We start from the raw sequence: 18376 nt of genomic DNA, 5'->3' as shown, positions 1-18376 counted from the left end.
AAACACTGATTTATGCCAAAAACGCTTGTGGTGCTCACCGGACCAACCGGTATTGGAAAGACGGCTGTAAGTATTGAACTTGCACGTTCTTTTCATTCTGAAATTGTTTCGTGCGATTCGCGGCAGCTATTCAAAGAATTGCATATTGGCACAGCAGTACCTTCGGAGGAGGAACTACAGGCAGTCCCGCATCATTTTATACAAACCCACTCCATCAACGAGAATTATAATGCCAGCCGCTATGAAACAGAAGCGCTAAGTGTGCTGGACAAACTTTTTCAGCAACACGATATTTTGTTTATGGTGGGTGGTTCCATGCTTTATATCGATGCAGTGTGCAATGGCATCGATAGCATGCCCGACGCCGATCCCGAAATTCGCGCTGACTTGAAGAAACAACTCGAAGATGAAGGGCTTGAAAGTTTGCGACTTCAGCTAAAAAAACTGGATCCCGCTTATTATGAAACCGTCGATCTGAAAAATCCGGCGCGAATAATTCATGCTTTGGAAATCAGCCTGATGACCGGAAAACCGTATTCATCGTTTCGCACCAATCCGAAAAAGGAAAGGCCTTTCAGAATCATTAAAATAGGGTTGAATACCGACCGGGAACTACTTCACGACCGTATTAACCGGCGTGTTGACCTGATGGTAGAAAGCGGACTGATTGATGAAGCCCGCAAAGTGTATCCGCAGAAACACCTGACTGCGCTCAACACTGTCGGCTATCGCGAATTATTTGCCTGGTTCGACGGCGAAATCAGCGAAGAAAAAGCCATTGAACTGATAAAAAGAAACTCGCGCCGTTATGCCCGGAAACAACTCACCTGGTTCAGGCGCGATGAAGAAATGACCTGGTTTACACCGGATGAAACAGCCAGAATAATTGAGCATATAACCCAACAGATTAAAACAAATGGATAAAAAAGGAAGATTTCTGCTGCGGGTTTATGGCCTTGTAATTAATGAAAAAGAAGAAATCCTGCTTTCGGATGAATTTGAACTGAACATGAAAATGACCAAGTTCCCCGGCGGAGGCGTAGAATTTGGTGAAGGCATCACCGACGCACTGATCCGGGAATTCCGCGAAGAATGCAGTGGGCAGGAAATTGAAAACATCCGGCATTTTTACACCACCGATTTTCATCAGCCGGCCTTATTTTTCGAGAACACACAACTCATTAGTGTTTACTATCTGGTGGACCTGAAACAACCGCTGAAATTCACCATTTCTGATAAAGCTTTCGATTTCGAAACAGGAGGATCACAAACACAAAGTTTCCGTTGGGTAAAAATAAATACACTAAAAGAAGCCGATATTACTTTCCCGATTGATAAATTTGTTGTCGGGAAATTAAAACAGACAATAAATGCCAACAAGCTTCGAGCAGATTAAAGAATTAGCCGATCTGAGTGCTGAGATTTTGAACGACAGCACTTTCGCACAACTTATTGAAGAGGTTTCAGAAAAAATTATTGAAGCGTATCAAAACGGAAAGAAAACCATTTTTTGCGGTAACGGAGGCAGTTCTGCTGAAGCGCAACACCTGGCGGCAGAATTGTCGGGTAAATTTAATCTCGAACGAAAACCTATTCCGGCAGAAGCCTGTCATGTAAATTCGTCGTTTGTAACAGCTGTAGCCAACGACTACGATTTTTCAAGGATCTATTCGCGATACATCGAAGGCTTCGGACAAAATGGCGATGTTTTGATCGGACTTTCCACCTCGGGCACATCGGCCAACATTGTTGAAGCTTTTAAAATGGCCCGTAAAATGGGCTTTGTCACGGTTGCTTTAACCGGCCAAAGTGGTGGAGAACTGGCCGGACTCAGTGATTATTGTTTCAAAGTACCTTCAACAAATGTTCCGCGTATTCAGGAAATTCATTTGCTGATCGGCCATATTTTGTGCGGAAATGTTGAGCAAGCGCTTTTCGGCAATGAAAACTAAACACCAACAAAAAGCCCTTTTTCTCGATCGGGATGGCACCATTAACATCGATAAAGGCTATGTTTTCAGGATCGAGGATTTTGAATTTCAACCCGGAATTTTTGAGCTGGTCCTGGAATATGTCTCACAAGGCTATTTAATTTTTATCATTACCAATCAATCGGGTATCGCACGTGGTTTATATACCGAAAACGATTACCTTCAACTTACCGAATGGATGAAGGATGAATTCCGTAAAAAGGGGATTCCTATCGAGAAAGTTTACCATTGCCCTCACCTGCCCGAGCTTACAGGCGAATGCGAATGCCGAAAACCAAAACCGGGCTTGATTGTTGAGGCAATAAATGAATATGCCATCGATGCTAAAAATTCGGTAATGATCGGCGATAAAAAACGTGATATTGTGGCCGGTGAAAAGGCTGGAATTGGAAAGAATTTATATATTCAAAACCTCTTAGAAAAAGGGGCTTACAGAACAGGGAATAACTAATACAGGCAAAAGTGCAACATTTCACAAAAGCTGAAATACGACAGATTGAGGATCGCTACCAGGATTTAAGAAAGACTCTGGAAGTGAAATTTGATGAAGGACGGCTTGAACGTATCGAAAAAGCTTTTCGTTTTTCGAATGCCGCACACGATGGGATTAAGCGCAAGTCGGGGGAACCATTTATTATTCACCCCATCGCAGTGGCGCGGATTGTTGCCGTTGATCTTGGTCTTGGAGCCACTTCAATTGTTGCTGCCCTGTTGCACGATGTAGTTGAAGATACCGAATACCGGCTTTCCGACATTGAAAATATGTTTGGCGAACGCGTTGCCCGAATAGTTGATGGCCTGACCAAACTTTCGGGCGATTTTGATTCACGACATGCGCTCACACTGAAAAAAATGTTGATGACGCTGTCGGACGATGTGCGGGTGATCCTCATTAAAATTGCCGACCGGCTTCACAACATGCAGACGCTGGATTCGATGGCACCGCAAAAGAAAATTAAAATTGCCGGCGAAACCCTGTTTCTATATGTGCCGCTGGCTCATCGTCTGGGATTGCATGCCATTAAAAACGAACTGGAGGAACTCAGTTTCAAGCATAAACATCCGGAGGAATACAATAAAATTCAGCTGATGCTGCACGACCAGGAACAAAAACGTACGTACCTGGTTAATGAATTCATTCAGCCCATTGTCGAAAAATTAAAAAACGAGGATTTTGACTGTGTTGTCAATCACCGCTTAAAAAGCTCCTATTCCATCTGGCATAAAATGCAGAAGAAGTCGGTGTCGTTTAATGAAATTTACGACATTCTGGCCATTCGCATCATTATAAAATCCGACCCGAAAATCTCGGAAAAGAGGCAGTGTTTCGATGTACTTTCCATTGTTACCGACATTTATAAACCCAAACCCGACCGTATTCGCGACTGGATAACCACGCCAAAGGCAAATGGCTACGAATCGCTGCACGTAACGGTAATGGGCCCGCGTGGTAACTGGGTTGAGGTTCAGATTCGAACCGACCGAATGGATGACATTGCTGAACACGGATTTGCAGCACATTACCGCTATAAAGACATCAGCACTTTCGAAAACGAACTTGATCCGTGGATCGAGCAGATCAGGGAAATCCTGCAAAGCGATGATGCCGATGCCTTTGAATTTTTGGATGATTTTAAACTGAACCTTTACGCCACCGAAATAAATGTATTCACCCCAAAGGGCGACATGCTTTCGTTGCCACAGGGATCAACAGTATTGGATCTGGCGTACGAGATCCATACCGATCTGGGGAACAAGTGCATCGGGGCAAAAATCAACCTCAAACTGGTTCCACTCAGCCATGTTTTACAAAATGGCGACCAGGTAGAAATTCTTACTTCCGAAAACCAGGTTCCTAAACCCGAATGGCTGAAGTTCTCATCAACGGCAAAAGCCCGCGGAAAAATCAAGAACGCCTTCAAACTCGAAAAAAGCAAACATATTCAGAAAGGGAAAGAAATCATTGAAGAAGCTTTCCAATCGGTAAATGCTCCGCTCAGTTCGAACAACCTAAAAAAAATTACTGCCCACTTTAACCTTAACAACAAGGACCAGCTGTATTCCGAGGTAGGAATGGGCTTTATCGATTTAAAAAACATTAAGGAGATTATTGGCAAAAAGTCGGAAAACAAACTGGTTAAGTACTGGAACATTACATTTGGCGGAGGCGGCAAGAAGAAGGAAGTAGAAGAGGAGGAGGAAGAAGTAACTTTGCAGAAAATCGATAAGAAAAAAACATTTCTGCTTAAAGAAACCCAGGATAACATCAGTTTTTCGCTGGCCAGATGCTGTAATCCCATCCCGGGCGATCCGGTGGTAGGCTACCTGAGTACCGACGACCACGTTACCATTCACAAAACCGGTTGCCCCGAAGTGGCTAAATTTCTTACCAATCAAGGCGACAAGATTATACAGGCCGAGTGGACCAAATTCAAACGCCAATCGTACCTCACCCGGCTCAGTCTCGACGGTTTCGATCGCCTTGGAATTGTAAACGAAGTAACTAATGTGATCTCGAAAGGACACAACATTAACATGCGTTCGGTGAAATTCGACACCCACGATGGCATTTTCAGTGGCGACCTGTTTCTTTATATCCACAATGCCGACGACTTACACGAATTAATTTCCCGTTTAAAAACGATAAAAGGAATAGAAAACGTAACTCGTGTTGAAAACCTGAATGAATAATTTATATCCATTCTAAAAGAATCAAAAAAAATTTTATTTTTGAGTCCTATTTAAAATTGGTTTAATTATGAATAACCAGAAGACACGGGAAACGGTAAGGAACATGTTTACCGAATATCTGGAGAAGAACGGACACAGAAAGACTCCCGAAAGGTTTGCTATTCTAGATGAAATTTATTGTCGCGACGGGCATTTCGACATCGAATCGTTGTACATTTCGATGAAGAACAACAACTACCGCGTCAGTCGTGCTACACTATACAACACAATCGATCTGTTACTCGATTGCAAGCTGGTGGTTAAACACCAGTTCGGAAAGAACATTGCCCAGTTTGAACGGGCATTTGCAACCCTGCAACACGATCACCTCATCGACATTACCAACGGAGAAGTCGTTGAATTTTATGATCCGCGAATCAGGGAGATTATTGAAGATGCGTGCCGAAAAAACAACTTCAAACTTTCGCACCACACCCTTTACATTTACGGGGAAAATATAAAACCGGAATAATAGCAAAGTTTTAAATAAAAGCTAAGATCCTTCCTTTTGGGAGGATTTTTTTGTGCCTGCGCATTGAAATAATTACTACTTTTAACTGCTTAAACTGAAAGCCGTGGAAATTTGTCGCAGCGATTAATTTTCACGGTTTTGCATGTAAAATAAAATCAAAATTCAAATGAAGGTAGATGTATTATTGGGTCTCCAGTGGGGAGATGAAGGAAAAGGAAAAATAGTTGACGTTTTTACTCCGAAATACGATGTTATTTCCCGATTTCAGGGAGGACCCAACGCCGGCCACACATTGGAATTTAACGATATTAAACACGTACTGCACACCATCCCGTCGGGTATTTTCCGCGAAAACAAAATTAATGTTATCGGAAACGGCGTGGTGATCGATCCGGTGGTTTTCAAGAAAGAAATTGAATCGCTGAGTAAGATCGGAGTTGATATTTCGAAAAATCTTTACATTTCGAAAAAGGCACACATGATCCTGCCAACGCACCGCATACTCGATGCTGCGTCGGAACAGAAAAAAGGTGAAACAAAAATCGGATCAACATTAAAAGGAATTGGCCCAACTTATAAAGATAAAATTGGCCGCGACGGTTTGCGTGTTGGCGACCTGCTGCACAATTTTGACGAGAAATACACGCAACGTATCAATAACCACAAGGTAATGCTCACCGAGTTCTTTAAGTTCGATTACACCGAAATGCTGAATGAATGTGAGAAAGATTGGTTCGAGGGCGTTGAACTACTGAAATCATTCAACATTGTCGACAGCGAGCACCTGATCAACAATGCGTTAAAAGAAGGAAAATCGGTTTTGGCAGAAGGAGCACAAGGCACTTTGCTCGACATCGATTTTGGTTCGTACCCCTTTGTTACCAGCTCAAATACCATTTGTGCAGGTGCCTGTACCGGACTTGGAATTGCGCCGCAGACCATCGGTAAGGTTTTTGGCATTTTTAAAGCCTATTGTACCCGTGTTGGAATGGGGCCTTTCCCAACTGAATTACACGATGAAACCGGCGATAAACTTCGCGATGCCGGTCACGAATTCGGATCAACTACCGGACGTCCGCGCCGTTGTGGCTGGCTCGACCTGGTAGCCCTGAAATATTCGGTGATGCTGAATGGAGTTACAGAGCTCATCATGATGAAAGCCGATGTGCTTGACGATTTCGACATTATTAAAGTTTGCGTTGGTTACGAAATTGACGGCGAAGTAGTTGAGGAATTCCCGTTCGAATTGAACGACGACGTAAAACCGGTTTATGTTGATCTTCCGGGTTGGAAAACTGATCTGACAAAGATCAAAAATCAGAATGAATTTCCTGAAGAACTAAACAATTACATCAGTTTCATTGAAGATGAAATGGGTATTCCGGTTACCGTAGCTTCTGTTGGACCAAATCGTGAACAAACCATTTTTCTGGAGCAGGAATAAAATACCGTTTACATTCAATCCCCCCTTGTAGCAAATTGAAAGCGGACATTAAAAATCCATAATGTTTCGACTATATTTTTAATGTAGTTAAGCAATTTGTTTTCTATCCTGATTTTGTTGGTTATATTTAATGCAATTCAAATTGCAGCGGATGGGACATCTCAATAACCAATACATGGGTCTTTATACCGATTTCTACGAACTGACCATGGCGCAGGGTTATTTTGAATGTGGGAAAAAGGATCAGCAGGTAACATTCGATTATTATTTCCGGACCAATCCTTACAAAAGCGGATTTACCGTGTTTGCCGGTTTGTATGATTTCCTCGAGCTGCTTCAGGATTTTCAATATTCCGACGACGATCTCCTGTTTTTGCAAGATCAGGGTGTGGATGCTAAGTTTACCGACTACCTTAAAAATTTTCATTTCGGAGGAACGATTCACAGCGTAAATGAAGGTGAAATTGTGTTCCCTAACGAACCCTTATTAAGGGTGGAAGGCAACATTATTGAATGCCAGCTGATTGAAAGCTTGCTACTGAATATTCTGAACTTCGAGTCGCTGATTGCCACAAAAGCCTACCGGATAAAACTCGCGGCAGAAAAGAAAATATTTGCCGATTTCGGTTTGCGACGTGCACAGGGATTGGGAGCCTTGCACGCCAGTCGTGCCGCTTGTATTGGTGGTGCTTCTTCAACGTCGAATGTATTGGCCGGTAAACTGTTCAACATACCAATAAGCGGGACCATGGCGCACAGTTGGATTCAAAGTTTCGACAACGAGCTTGAAGCATTTAGGGCCTATGCCAAAACACATCCAAAAAACACCATTCTTTTAGTAGATACCTATGACACGCTAAAATCAGGAGTACCTAATGCCATTACCGTTGCAAAAGAAATGGAGCAAAACGGAGAGCGCTTAATTGGCATTCGTTTAGACAGCGGCGACCTGGCTTATTTAAGTAAAAAAGCCCGTAAAATGCTCGATAATGCCGGCTTTGAAAAGGTACAAATCATTGCCTCCAACCAATTGAACGAATACGTTATTAAAACACTTCTAAAAGACCAAAACGCCAGCATCGACGCTTTTGGAGTAGGCACCGAATTGATTACCGGGAAAGATAACGCAGCACTTGATGGAGTTTACAAACTGGCAGAAATAGACGGAGAACCAAAAATGAAATTCTCCGAAAACATTGAAAAAGTTACCTTGCCCGGGAAAAAGAAAGTAGTGCGTTACCTGGATGAAGAAGGCAAGTTTTACAGGGATGGAATCCTTCTCGACAATGAAGATCCAATGGCGGTTGAAACGCTGTATCATCCGGTTTATCCTGAAAAGAATACAGGAATAAAAGGACTGCAAAGCGAAAGCCTCTTTTCGAAAGTTTATGAAAAAGGGAAGATCCTGATCGACAAAAAAACGCCTCCTGAAATTCATGCTTACCTCGAAACCAGAGCGGCACTTTTACCCGATGAACACAAACGATTTATAAGCCCTCACATATACAAAGTTGGAACCTCAGACCAATTGTTGAACGCGAGAAATACCTTGACGAATAAAATTAAACGTTACACCAGTTAGTTTGAAATGATTGAAATTATCAGGCCCACTTTAGTACTCGACAAAGAAGTTTGTTTGCGCAACATCGAACGTATGGCGCAAAAGGCAGCGAAGTACAATTTACGTTTCCGTCCGCACTTTAAAACGCATCAGTCGGCAGAAATTGGCGAATGGTTCCGCTTGTTTGGTGTTGATGCCATTACCGTTTCATCGGTGCGTATGGCGGAATATTTTATCACCAACGGATGGAAAGATGTAACAATCGCCTTTCCGGTTAATGTTCTGGAACTCGGTCTGATTAACCGGCTTGCAGCCACGGCAAAACTGAATGTGTTGGTTGAAAGTGCTGAAGTAGCCGAAATTCTTACAAAGCAAGTCAAACACAAGCTGGGGGTTTATATTAAAATTGATACCGGCTATCAACGGACTGGTATTCCATCCTCGCGAACAAATCTGATTGATGGCATTCTGGAACAGTTGGCAAAATGTAAGAAACTGGAATTTAAAGGCTTTCTTACACATACCGGACATACTTACCAGGCACGCTCGTCGAATGAAATTTTCAGCAGTCACTTCGATGCCCTCCTCAAACTTAAATCATTAAAAAATCACTATAAAAAAACGTACCCAAAGGTAGAGATCAGTATGGGCGATACTCCCTCCGCAAGCATTTGCGGCAATTTTGATGGAGTAGATGAACTGCGCCCCGGTAACTTTGTGTTTTACGACCTGATGCAACAAAATCTCGGTGTGTGCAGCATCGACGACATTGCAGTAAAAATGATGTGTCCTGTTGTGGCGAAACACACTTCACGAAACGAGATTGTGATCTATGGAGGTGCCATTCATTTCTCGAAAGAAACCATTCTGAACACCGATGGTAAACCACTTTTCGGAAGAATCGTGATTCAAAAAGACGGGGAAAAGCATTTGCTGGATAACAACAATTACCTCTCGAAACTTTCGCAGGAACATGGTACCATCAAGGTAACTCCGGCCAATTTCCGTTTGATAAATATTGGCGATCTTATAGAGGTTATTCCTGTTCACTCGTGCCTTACCGCCAATTTAATGGGGCACTATCTTACAACCGAAGGCGAAACAATCAGAATGATACCAAGATATTAAAACAATGAATCCACGATTAAACATTGTAACGATTGGAGTAAATGATCTTCAAGTTTCACGCGATTTTTATAAAAAAGCACTCGATTGGGAACCGGCTGAAGGCAGTGATGAAAACATTGTATTTTTCAACCAGCTGGGAATTATCCTTGCTTTGTACCCTATAGATAAATTAGCGGAAGATGCCTTAATTTCACCCGAGCGAAGTGGTTTTTCAGGTGTGATGCTGGCCATCAACCTCGATTCAAAAGAAAAAGTGGACACTTTGTACACACAGGTTATTAAAAATGGAGCCAAAGCACTTGTTGCCCCGCGCGAAACTTTCTGGGGTGGTTACGATGCTTATTTTGCCGATCCCGACGGACATTCGTGGGAAATTGCCTGGGCACCATTCTGGAAGTTTGATGAACAGGGAAGTTTAATGCTTTAAGCCGCGAGCCACGAGTTGTGAGCAAAAAAGAATACCATCCTTCAGTTGACGGATGGTATTCTTTTTAATAGCTAGCGATCGACTATTTCTCCGGAATGTTTTCCAAAGTAGTAACCAGAAAATCCCAGTATTTCTGAACGGTTTCAATGTTCACTTTCTCGTCGGGTGAATGCGGAAATTTGATGGTTGGTCCAACAGAGATCATGTCCCAGTTGGTATAGGTGGCACCTAAAATGCCACACTCCAAACCGGCATGCATCGCCAGTAATTTGGGTTTATTACCGTACTTCTCGGCGTAAAGGTTGGTCATCACCTCCAGAATTTCGGAATGCACATCAGGTTTCCACCCCGGGTAACTTCCAGAAAGCTTTACCGACGCTTCGGCCAGTTTAAATACCGATTCAAGCCGGGATGCCAGGGCCATTTTTGCCGATTCAGAAAAGCTACGCACCAGGCATAAAACCTCAATTTTATCCCCTACCGTTTTTACATTGGCAAGGTTGGAAGAAGTTTCGACGGTTCCGGGCATGGTGTCGCTCATTCGAACAACATCGTTAGGTGCTGCCCAAACGGCATAGGTCAGTTTCTTTTGCAACGAGCCCGCCATTCTGGTTTTTGGCAATTCTGTTTCCTCGAGCCTGATCGTTAATCCCGGTTCAACATTTTCAAGTTCTTCTTTAATGGTAGCAGCCATTTCGTTAACAAGTTCTACCAGTGCTTCAGCCTTTTTTCTTTTCACCAACACGGTGCCAAAAGCTTCACGCGGAATGGCATTTCTTAAACTTCCGCCCTGAATATGGGAAAGTTTCACTCCCAACTCTTCTGCCCCACTTTTTAGAATTCTGAAAAATAGTTTATTGGCATTTCCTCTTCCCAGATGAATATCAACGCCTGAGTGTCCTCCTTTTAATCCTGTTATACTAAGTTTGAAAGCGGCGTAATTCTTATCTACCTTTTTTTGCTTGTTCTTAAAAGTAGCGGAGAAATCAATTCCACCCGCACATCCGATACTAAATGTTCCTTCGTCTTCTGTGTCGGTGTTGATCAGAATATCGCCATCGAGCAGACCCGCTTTTAAGCCCATTGCTCCATCCATTCCGGTTTCTTCGGTGGCCGTTAACAGCACCTCCAGCGGACCGTGTTTCAAATCGTCGGAAGCCAGAACAGCAAGTGCAGAAGAAACACCAATTCCATTGTCGGCGCCAAGCGTTGTTCCGTTGGCAGTTACCCATCCGTCTTCAATAAATGCTTCAATCGGATCGGTTTCGAAATTATGCTCCTTATCGCTGTTCTTTTGCGGAACCATATCGAGGTGCCCCTGAATAACAACTGTTTTGCGGTTTTCCATTCCCGGTGTTGCGGGCTTTTTAATGATGACGTTTCCCGCTTCATCTTTTACGGTTTCCAGACCCAGTTTTTCGCCATAAGAAACCGCCCAATCCTGAACCTGTTCTTCGTGATCAGAAGGACGTGGAATTTGGGTCAGCTCCGAAAATATACCCCATAATAATTTGGGCTCCAGCACTTTTATTTCTTCACTCATAATTATATATTTTTGATTCAATACTATTACCCTTCAATATTTTTTCCGACTTGATATGAAACACATGAAAAAACATTTTGTGCAATTTCGGCTAAATTTTTCTAATAAAAGTCGATAAAATTAGGCAGAAGAATACAAAAGCTGATATGTTTCACCGAATTCTTTGAAGATAATTGATATTTTAGCGAGCTTTAGAAAATAAAACCTATAGTTATTATGAGTAGAGATTCAAACAAAGCCTTCTTTGGTCATCCGATCGGGCTTTCAACACTGTTTGCCAGTGAGATGTGGGAACGCTTTAGTTACTACGGGATGCGGGCCTTGCTGGTTCTTTTCCTTACAGCAACTTTTGCTTCGGGTGGATTTGAAATGGCAGAACTCGATGCATTTACCATTTACGGTATTTTCACCGGATTAGTGTATGTTACCCCGATTATTGGAGGGATGCTGGCTGACAAAGTACTTGGCCAGCGGAAATCGATATACATAGGTGGTTTGACCATGGCCATCGGGCAATTCCTTTTGGCAACCAGTGCATGGTTGCATGGAACCGATGCCAGCATGGAACTTCGCCAAACCATTTTTTACGCCGGATTAGGAATTCTGATATCCGGTAACGGGTTTTTCAAACCCAATATCTCGACCATGGTGGGTGAGTTGTACGATAATAACGACCCGAGAAAAGACGGTGGTTTCACCATCTTTTATATGGGTATCAACATTGGTGCCTTCCTTTCGCCGCTGGTTGCCGGAAAACTTGGCGAGCAGGTAGCCTGGCAATACGGATTCCTGGCAGCAGGTACCGGTATGGTGCTCGGAACCGTATGGTTCTTTGTACGCAGCCACACACTCGGGCACATTGGAATGCCACCAAAAGTTAAAGCAGAACGAGTTCGACTGGCCGTTAAAGACTGGTTTAACATTTTAACTTATGTTGCCGGTGTTGTTGGACTTATTTTTGCCGTTATCCTGGGATGGGGTGCCATGCCATCAATCGTTAGCACAATTATTATTTACATTCTGGCTATTGGTGGTATTTTATTCCTGGCTACATCTATTTTCCGGGGTACAAACGGAAAAACAGAATGGTCGCGCGTTGGAGTAATCCTTGTGCTGGCAGTTTTTAATATCTTCTTTTGGAGTGGATTTGAACAAGCCGGAACAACTTTTAATATTTTCGCCCGCGACAATACGAACCGTATGATCGGAAACTGGGAAATCCCGGCTACGTGGTTCCAAAGTATCAATGCCTTTTACATTGTAGCCTTTGCGCCGCTGTTTAGTATTCTTTGGGTAAAACTCGATAAGAAAAACCTGAATCCGAACACGCCGATGAAATTTGCCTGGGGTATGACAATGCTAGCAGTTGGGTTTGTTGTAATGGCCATCGCCTACACCAGGTCGACCGGAGGCAGCGAAGTTAAACTGATCAGTCCGATGTGGCTCGCAATGGTTTATATGCTTCATACTTTTGGGGAACTTTGTTTATCTCCAATCGGGCTTTCAATGGTAACCAAACTATCGCCACCAAAGCTGGTGTCAACCATGATGGGGATCTGGATGGGATCGTATGCAGCCGGTAACTTTGTAGCGTCACAGATGAAAGCCATTTCCATTAAACTGGAAACTGCTCTTGATACAGAGATCCAGGTGTTCTGGATGATTGCGATTCAATCAGCAATAATTGCAGTGATTTTAATCTTGCTTTCTCCCTGGTTGAAACGAATGATGCACGGAATTAAGTAAGAAATTACATCGTTGAAAAATACAGGAAATACCCGGCTTATAAAGTCGGGTATTTTTTTACCCGAATGCCGGCTTAAGAGATGCAAAAAAGTAGCTCCACACAGCCTGAAAAGTAACTCATGGTTAAATGTTTTTCTCTCAACTGTTTCACGCAAAGCAAAGAAGAAGCACAAAATTCGCAGAGGTAATAGCAACTGATATCATTTGCTTTGTGAGCTTTGCGTAAATCTTTGCATGCTCCACGTGAACTTTCTATCCACTATGAATAAGAGATTCTCACAAAAAAGCCCGGCTTACCAGCCGGGCTTTCATTCGTATATTTTGTTCTTCTATTTCAACTCAACCGATTTAATCGCGCCGGTTTCGGGATGAAATTCAACAGCATAAGCACCTCCCAGAAGATCTTCAGGGAAAGGGGCAATAACACCGAACTGTGCAATAGTTGCACGTGCTGTAGCCAGCGTATTTAACTCGTACGTAATTTTTATGTTGGCTACTCCCGGCATGCGGTAGTAAACTCCGCTACTTCCGGCCTCCGGATTCTCTGAAACCGCTTCACTTTTATATTTGTCGGTCAAACCGCTTACTTCGTCAAATTCTATCATCACCGGTTTTCCTGAAAGATCGGTGGCAGGAACAACGCCATTTTCTTCCGAGATTCTGAAAATTACTGCAGTATTGTTATCCTTCGATCCGGGTACGTAATCAAAACTATAAGTTTCGGTTTTGTACGTCGTGCGTCCAACAAATAATTTGATGTAATTCTGCTCCGTGCGTTTTAATTCTTCCAAACTCACTTCGTAAGCTTTCCCGTCGGGATATTCGCCATCGATTCGAAGTGCGGCCAGATCGTATTGGTTCATACGGCAATCGAGCACACGTTGTGCAGCCTCTGCAGCTTTCTGCTCAACGCTTACACGTGTTGGCCTGAAATTATTGGTAGAATCACCCGGTATTACAAATGGCGTATCGGAGAAATAATCGAATGAAAAACCGTCGTCGATATCAGGTTTCTGAAAAGTTTTATTCGAAGAAGTTTGAAGCGGCAACTCAGTTGTTTTAGGCGAATTTATGCCCGAAATACAACCATTGGCAGCCAGACTGATCGTAAACGCACCTTCACCCATGGCTTTATGCACTTGCTCCGGATCGGGTTCAGCAAAGGTCTCGATTTTCATATTCGTAATCGACCATTTTACCGAAGGTCTTGTTTTTGCATTTTGAATTCCCAGCAATTGCTCGGCAAAACCGGCATATGGCCCGGGTTCAAACTTTTCGCGTATGGCTTCTACATGTACTTTAATTCCCGTGCGAGGCAAAGCATAGGCAATTCCTTCAACATAGGTCGGAACTATTCCTTCTTCGTCTTCTTTCTTCTTGCGTTGTCCGTAACTGGGCAGCACAATCATTAAACCAATTATAATTGCGATGAACTTCATAAAATCTCTTTTCTTCATTCTGAATCGTGTTTAAATATAAGACTCAAAATTATCAAAATTATTTTGATGAAATTGAAAAATGCATGCATTGAGTTGAACATTACTGATACGAATTTGAAAGCAGGTTTAATATATTTGCAGGAAATGATAGAATTTCCCGATCCGAATTTAGCCGACGACGAGGGCCTGCTTGCACAGGGAGGACAACTCTCGCCTGAATTTTTGCTTTCGGCTTATTGTCAGGGCATCTATCCCTGGTTTTGTGAAGGAGAGCCGATTCTCTGGTGGTCGCCAAACCCGAGAATGCTGCTTTTCCCTGATAAATTCAAACTACGAAAAAGCCTGGCACAAGTTATCCGAAGAAATACTTTTGAGCTGAAGGTGGATACCGCTTTTCGCGAAGTTATTACCGCATGCAGCCAAATTCCGCGACCTGCACAGGATGAAACGTGGATCACCAAAGACATTATTGAGGCTTACGTTAAGTTGCACGAACTGGGTTTTGCGCATTCCTTCGAAAGCTATTTCGAAGGTAAACTGGTAGGTGGTTTATATGGTCTTTCCATCGGCAATTGCTTTTTTGGCGAATCGATGTTTTTTACCAAAACCGATGCCAGCAAGGTAGCTTTGTTTCACCTCGTGCAATTTGCCCTAAAACACAACTTTTCCTTTATCGATGCCCAGCAAAATACCGGTCATCTCAAAAGTCTGGGGGCAGAGGAGATTCCACGTTCCGAATTTCTGGCATTATTGAAAAAAGCACTTACTTCAAAAACACTTCAGGGAAAATGGACCGATCTGGTCTGACATCAAACAAGATTGTTTAATATTCCCGTAATCCATTTTCGATGTATTCCAGTTGCCAGATGCGGAATAAAAGCGGATCGGAAGGAATTTCTACAGGTTCACGGTTGATCAACTGTTCCACTTTTATCCGGTATTCAGGATCAAGCAAGGTAGTTTTCATCACCTGTTCCTTCATAAAATAAAAGGTTTTGTTGTGAATCGCGAACTCCTGTGTTGAGTACAATTCTGGTTTTGCGTCAAAAATCCGGATGGACTTGTAGCCAATCGAATCACCTGTAAATTCGCGGATATAACCGTTTTGTGTGAACACATCATCGGGATCGGCCAGTGAATGTGCGAGGCGACTTCGAAAACCGGCTTTCTGAAATCGATTCTTAAAATAAAACGAGCAGTAGTTAACCCCTATCTTCAGGTTATGCTCACGCGCATAATCCAGAATTTCGAGCGCAGCCAGCTCCGACTCCAAAACGAGTGGATGTTCGGCAAACACATAGGTGTAGTCCTTTTTCGACAGGTTTCGGTAGTTGTGTTTGGTCAACCGAAGCTGGTGCAGGTTCAAATTCGTAACTCCGGCTTCTATCATTTGAGGCAAGAGTGTTTTAAGTCGTTCCTTTTCCTCGGGAACAGCCGGAATTTCAATGGTTACATTCGGAATAATCCCTTTGGCCAGCCTTACTTTATCTAGTTTATAAGCAGTTGCTCCAATATCAAACCGCACCTCGTTCAAACCTGCTGCCGCCAGCTTACGAAATTTCCGCTCGTCAGCTAAAATACCATTGGTGTACATCCAGGTATAAATTTCCGGATTACAATGTTTCCTGACTTGCTTCAGATACTCCAGCGTCCGCTCGAAAAACAACAGCGGCTCACCTCCGCTAAAACTTACTCCCTTAAAATTAAAATGATTCACGTATTCGGCGTAGGCACGCGCATCCGGAAAACTAAGGTTCTGTGTTGTTGGTACATCGTCGCTTAGCTGCGAGGTCGGACAATAAAAGCACGAGGCATTACATTTTCCGGTGATGAACAAACAACTCCACTGCCCCAATCCACAAAGTTTACAACCATTCGAGATTTGATTGTAATAAGGCTTGGTTTCTTTAAATAACAAACTCCCTTTCAGTTTCCTGATCAATTTATCTCTTTGTTCCTGAGCTTCACCTGAATTATAACCATTCAGCCAACTCAACTCCTCCCATCCGGCAATTTCCGCCTTGTTTTTATTCACCAGCGAATTCTGCCATTTCAAATAAGCATCCATTTCGGCAAAAACTTAATAGTAAAACCAATGATTTAAAGGGGGAAAACAAGAAAATTTACGGGTGGAATTAGAGTTCGGAAAAGATGTACATGAACATCAGCAGCTGGTCCTGCTTATAAGAAGCCGAACGGATTTTTGCTATTTGACAAGTTGTGTTCATGTATTCCGATTTCATGAATCAAAAATACGGAAAAGGACAATATAAATTACATCCGGAAAAATTGAATAAGCGGAAATAAAACAGCCTGAAATACAAGTTAAACAGCGAGTCTAAATCAGCTTTTTAAAAGCGTTTCCAAGATGATTGATCAGATCGCCGGCGAGCATCGAAAATTCGGAAAGTTCTTTTGCAGCAATATCCCCGGCAAGTCCGTGAATATAAACGCCAATCTGTGCAGCTTCTTCCGACGAAAGTCCCTGGGCCAGCAGCCCGAGGATAATACCAGTGAGTGCATCCCCACTGCCGCCGGTGGCCATTCCCGGATTTCCGGTTGAGTTAAACCACAACTTTCCTGACGGAGAAGAAATGCTGGTATAAGCCCCTTTCAGAACTACCACGCAGTTGTGATCTTTTGAAAACTGAATTTGTTTTTGGAGGTATTGATATGAATTTTCTGCCTCGCCAACCATCCGCCGGAATTCACCGGGATGTGGTGTTAAAACCGATCCTGCGGGTAATTTTTCCAACCACTCTTTTTGCATCGATAGAATATTCAGCGCATCAGCGTCGAGCACCAGCGGAACCCGTGCACATTCCAATAACGCACACAGCGCTTTCCGTGTATTATGCTTCTGATCGATTCCCGGACCGATTCCAATGGCCGAATAAGGATCGAGTTTTGGAAATTCGGTAATGACAGAATCGTGTTGATCCACGCTTGCCATAGCCTCCGGAACCGAAGTTTGAAGAATGGTATAACCCAATCGCGGAACATGAGTGGTTAGTAAACCCACCCCTGCCCGCAAACAGGCTTTTGAAGCCAGAACTGCTGCACCCATTTTGCCAAAACTACCCGAAACCAGCAAAGCATGACCAAGTGTTCCTTTGTGATCGAATTTTGAATGAACAGGCAGAATTTTGCGGATATCCGCCTTTTCCAACCAGTGGAAATCAGAATGTTCCTGTTCTATTCCATCGGGATGCAAACCAATTGGCAGCACTTCCCAATCGCCTGCAAACTGTTCGTTCTCGGCAAAAAAGAAGCTCAGTTTTGGGAACTGCAATGTTAGCGTGAAATCGGCTCGCACAATATTTTCGAAATTATTCCCGGTGTTGTCCTCCCCCATCAATCCACTCGGAATATCAATGGCAATGATTGTATTCGTAGTTTGATTCATGAAGGATACGATCTGTGCCGGAAGTCCTTCCAATGGCCGGCTCAATCCTGAACCAAACAAACCATCAACAAAAACATCGTTTTCATCCACATCAGTGCACGCATCAATCGTGCTGATCTTTTTCAGTTCAACTTTATTCTGATCTTCCAAACGTTGCCAGTTAATCGCCGGAGAACCTTTTAGATCTTTGCCAAAATCCATCAACCGAACTTCGCACTGAAAATCGAGTTCGGCCATTTGCCGGGCAACAGCTAAGGCATCGCCACCATTATTTCCGGGGCCGGCAAAAAAGATGAATTTGCGCTCGTTGGAAAAACGCTGAATAATCCAGTTGGTGATCTGCAAAGCGGCACGTTCCATCAAATCGATATCTTCGATGGGTTCGTTCTTTATGGTGTATTGATCGAGTAAGGCGATTTGTTTGGTCGTAAAAAGCTTCATAGTACTGGTTGCTATTTTTAACTAAAATTACAAAATTAGCTTCACTCC

General features: G+C 43.1%; 16 protein-coding genes. 12 read left to right on the top strand and 4 right to left on the bottom strand.

Annotated elements, in window-relative coordinates; all coding sequences use genetic code 11:
- Nucleotides 1-12: 12 nt before the first annotated feature.
- The 10 genes from miaA to HFD85_RS17680 all read left to right on the top strand — a co-directional run bounded on the left by miaA (nucleotide 13) and on the right by HFD85_RS17680 (nucleotide 9753).
- Complete coding sequence (gene miaA / locus HFD85_RS17725; RefSeq protein WP_167612943.1) at nucleotides 13-924, top strand: tRNA (adenosine(37)-N6)-dimethylallyltransferase MiaA; 912 nt, start codon at nucleotides 13-15, stop codon at nucleotides 922-924.
- A complete protein-coding gene (locus tag HFD85_RS17720) occupies nucleotides 917-1396 on the top strand; it encodes an NUDIX hydrolase (RefSeq protein WP_167612941.1) in 480 nt (159 codons plus the stop codon). The genes miaA and HFD85_RS17720 overlap by 8 nt, the downstream gene beginning before the upstream one ends.
- Nucleotides 1371-1952 (top strand): D-sedoheptulose-7-phosphate isomerase, encoded by a 582-nt coding sequence (locus tag HFD85_RS17715; RefSeq protein ID WP_167612939.1) that lies wholly within the window; start codon nucleotides 1371-1373, stop codon nucleotides 1950-1952. Before HFD85_RS17720 ends, HFD85_RS17715 begins: the two co-directional genes overlap by 26 nt.
- Nucleotides 1942-2442 carry a D-glycero-alpha-D-manno-heptose-1,7-bisphosphate 7-phosphatase gene (locus tag HFD85_RS17710; RefSeq protein WP_167612937.1) on the top strand — a complete coding sequence of 167 codons (501 nt, stop codon included), beginning with the start codon at nucleotides 1942-1944 and terminating at the stop codon, nucleotides 2440-2442. The genes HFD85_RS17715 and HFD85_RS17710 overlap by 11 nt, the downstream gene beginning before the upstream one ends.
- Before the next feature lie 11 nt (nucleotides 2443-2453).
- The gene (locus HFD85_RS17705; RefSeq protein ID WP_167612935.1) at nucleotides 2454-4682 is read left to right on the top strand and encodes a RelA/SpoT family protein; all 2229 of its coding nucleotides are present in this window, start codon (nucleotides 2454-2456) and stop codon (nucleotides 4680-4682) included.
- 67 nt (nucleotides 4683-4749) lie between these two features.
- Complete coding sequence (locus HFD85_RS17700; RefSeq protein ID WP_167612933.1) at nucleotides 4750-5193, top strand: Fur family transcriptional regulator; 444 nt, start codon at nucleotides 4750-4752, stop codon at nucleotides 5191-5193.
- Nucleotides 5194-5359: 166 nt separating this feature from the next.
- A complete protein-coding gene (locus HFD85_RS17695; RefSeq protein WP_167612931.1) occupies nucleotides 5360-6637 on the top strand; it encodes an adenylosuccinate synthase in 1278 nt (425 codons plus the stop codon).
- A gap of 151 nt (nucleotides 6638-6788) precedes the next feature.
- A complete protein-coding gene (locus tag HFD85_RS17690; RefSeq protein ID WP_206082017.1) occupies nucleotides 6789-8219 on the top strand; it encodes a nicotinate phosphoribosyltransferase in 1431 nt (476 codons plus the stop codon).
- Between the two features lie 6 nt (nucleotides 8220-8225).
- On the top strand, nucleotides 8226-9326 hold the full coding sequence (locus tag HFD85_RS17685; RefSeq protein WP_167612929.1) for an alanine racemase: 1101 nt from the start codon (nucleotides 8226-8228) through the stop codon (nucleotides 9324-9326).
- 4 nt (nucleotides 9327-9330) lie between these two features.
- A complete protein-coding gene (locus tag HFD85_RS17680; RefSeq protein WP_167612927.1) occupies nucleotides 9331-9753 on the top strand; it encodes a VOC family protein in 423 nt (140 codons plus the stop codon).
- Between the two features lie 82 nt (nucleotides 9754-9835).
- Here HFD85_RS17680 and HFD85_RS17675 read toward each other — a convergent pair whose 3' ends face one another.
- Nucleotides 9836-11296: an aminoacyl-histidine dipeptidase gene (locus HFD85_RS17675; RefSeq protein ID WP_167612925.1), complete on the bottom strand. Its 1461-nt coding sequence runs from the start codon at nucleotides 11294-11296 to the stop codon at nucleotides 9836-9838.
- A gap of 216 nt (nucleotides 11297-11512) precedes the next feature.
- On the opposite strand from HFD85_RS17675, the gene HFD85_RS17670 reads away from it, so the two are divergent.
- Nucleotides 11513-13042 (top strand): peptide MFS transporter, encoded by a 1530-nt coding sequence (locus tag HFD85_RS17670; protein WP_167612923.1) that lies wholly within the window; start codon nucleotides 11513-11515, stop codon nucleotides 13040-13042.
- A 329-nt stretch (nucleotides 13043-13371) separates the two neighbouring features.
- On the opposite strand, the gene HFD85_RS17665 is transcribed toward HFD85_RS17670, so the two are convergent.
- Nucleotides 13372-14499 (bottom strand): DUF4831 family protein, encoded by a 1128-nt coding sequence (locus HFD85_RS17665; protein WP_167612921.1) that lies wholly within the window; start codon nucleotides 14497-14499, stop codon nucleotides 13372-13374.
- A gap of 48 nt (nucleotides 14500-14547) precedes the next feature.
- Here HFD85_RS17665 and aat point away from each other — a divergent pair, with 48 nt between their 5' ends.
- A complete protein-coding gene (gene aat / locus HFD85_RS17660) occupies nucleotides 14548-15288 on the top strand; it encodes a leucyl/phenylalanyl-tRNA--protein transferase (protein WP_206082016.1) in 741 nt (246 codons plus the stop codon).
- Nucleotides 15289-15304: 16 nt separating this feature from the next.
- Here the strand turns inward: aat and HFD85_RS17655 are convergent, their stop codons facing one another.
- Both HFD85_RS17655 and HFD85_RS17650 read right to left on the bottom strand, forming a co-directional pair.
- On the bottom strand, nucleotides 15305-16549 hold the full coding sequence (locus HFD85_RS17655) for a radical SAM protein (RefSeq protein ID WP_167612919.1): 1245 nt from the start codon (nucleotides 16547-16549) through the stop codon (nucleotides 15305-15307).
- A 270-nt stretch (nucleotides 16550-16819) separates the two neighbouring features.
- A complete protein-coding gene (locus HFD85_RS17650) occupies nucleotides 16820-18328 on the bottom strand; it encodes an NAD(P)H-hydrate dehydratase (RefSeq protein ID WP_167612916.1) in 1509 nt (502 codons plus the stop codon).
- Nucleotides 18329-18376 lie beyond the last annotated feature (48 nt).

The sequence above is a fragment of the Maribellus sediminis genome (assembly GCF_011799805.1).
In the GTDB taxonomy this organism is placed as follows: Bacteria; Bacteroidota; Bacteroidia; order Bacteroidales; family Prolixibacteraceae; genus Draconibacterium; species Draconibacterium sediminis_A.
Note: the sequence above shows the minus strand (reverse complement) of the source record. Positions and strands in the feature narration are given on the sequence as shown.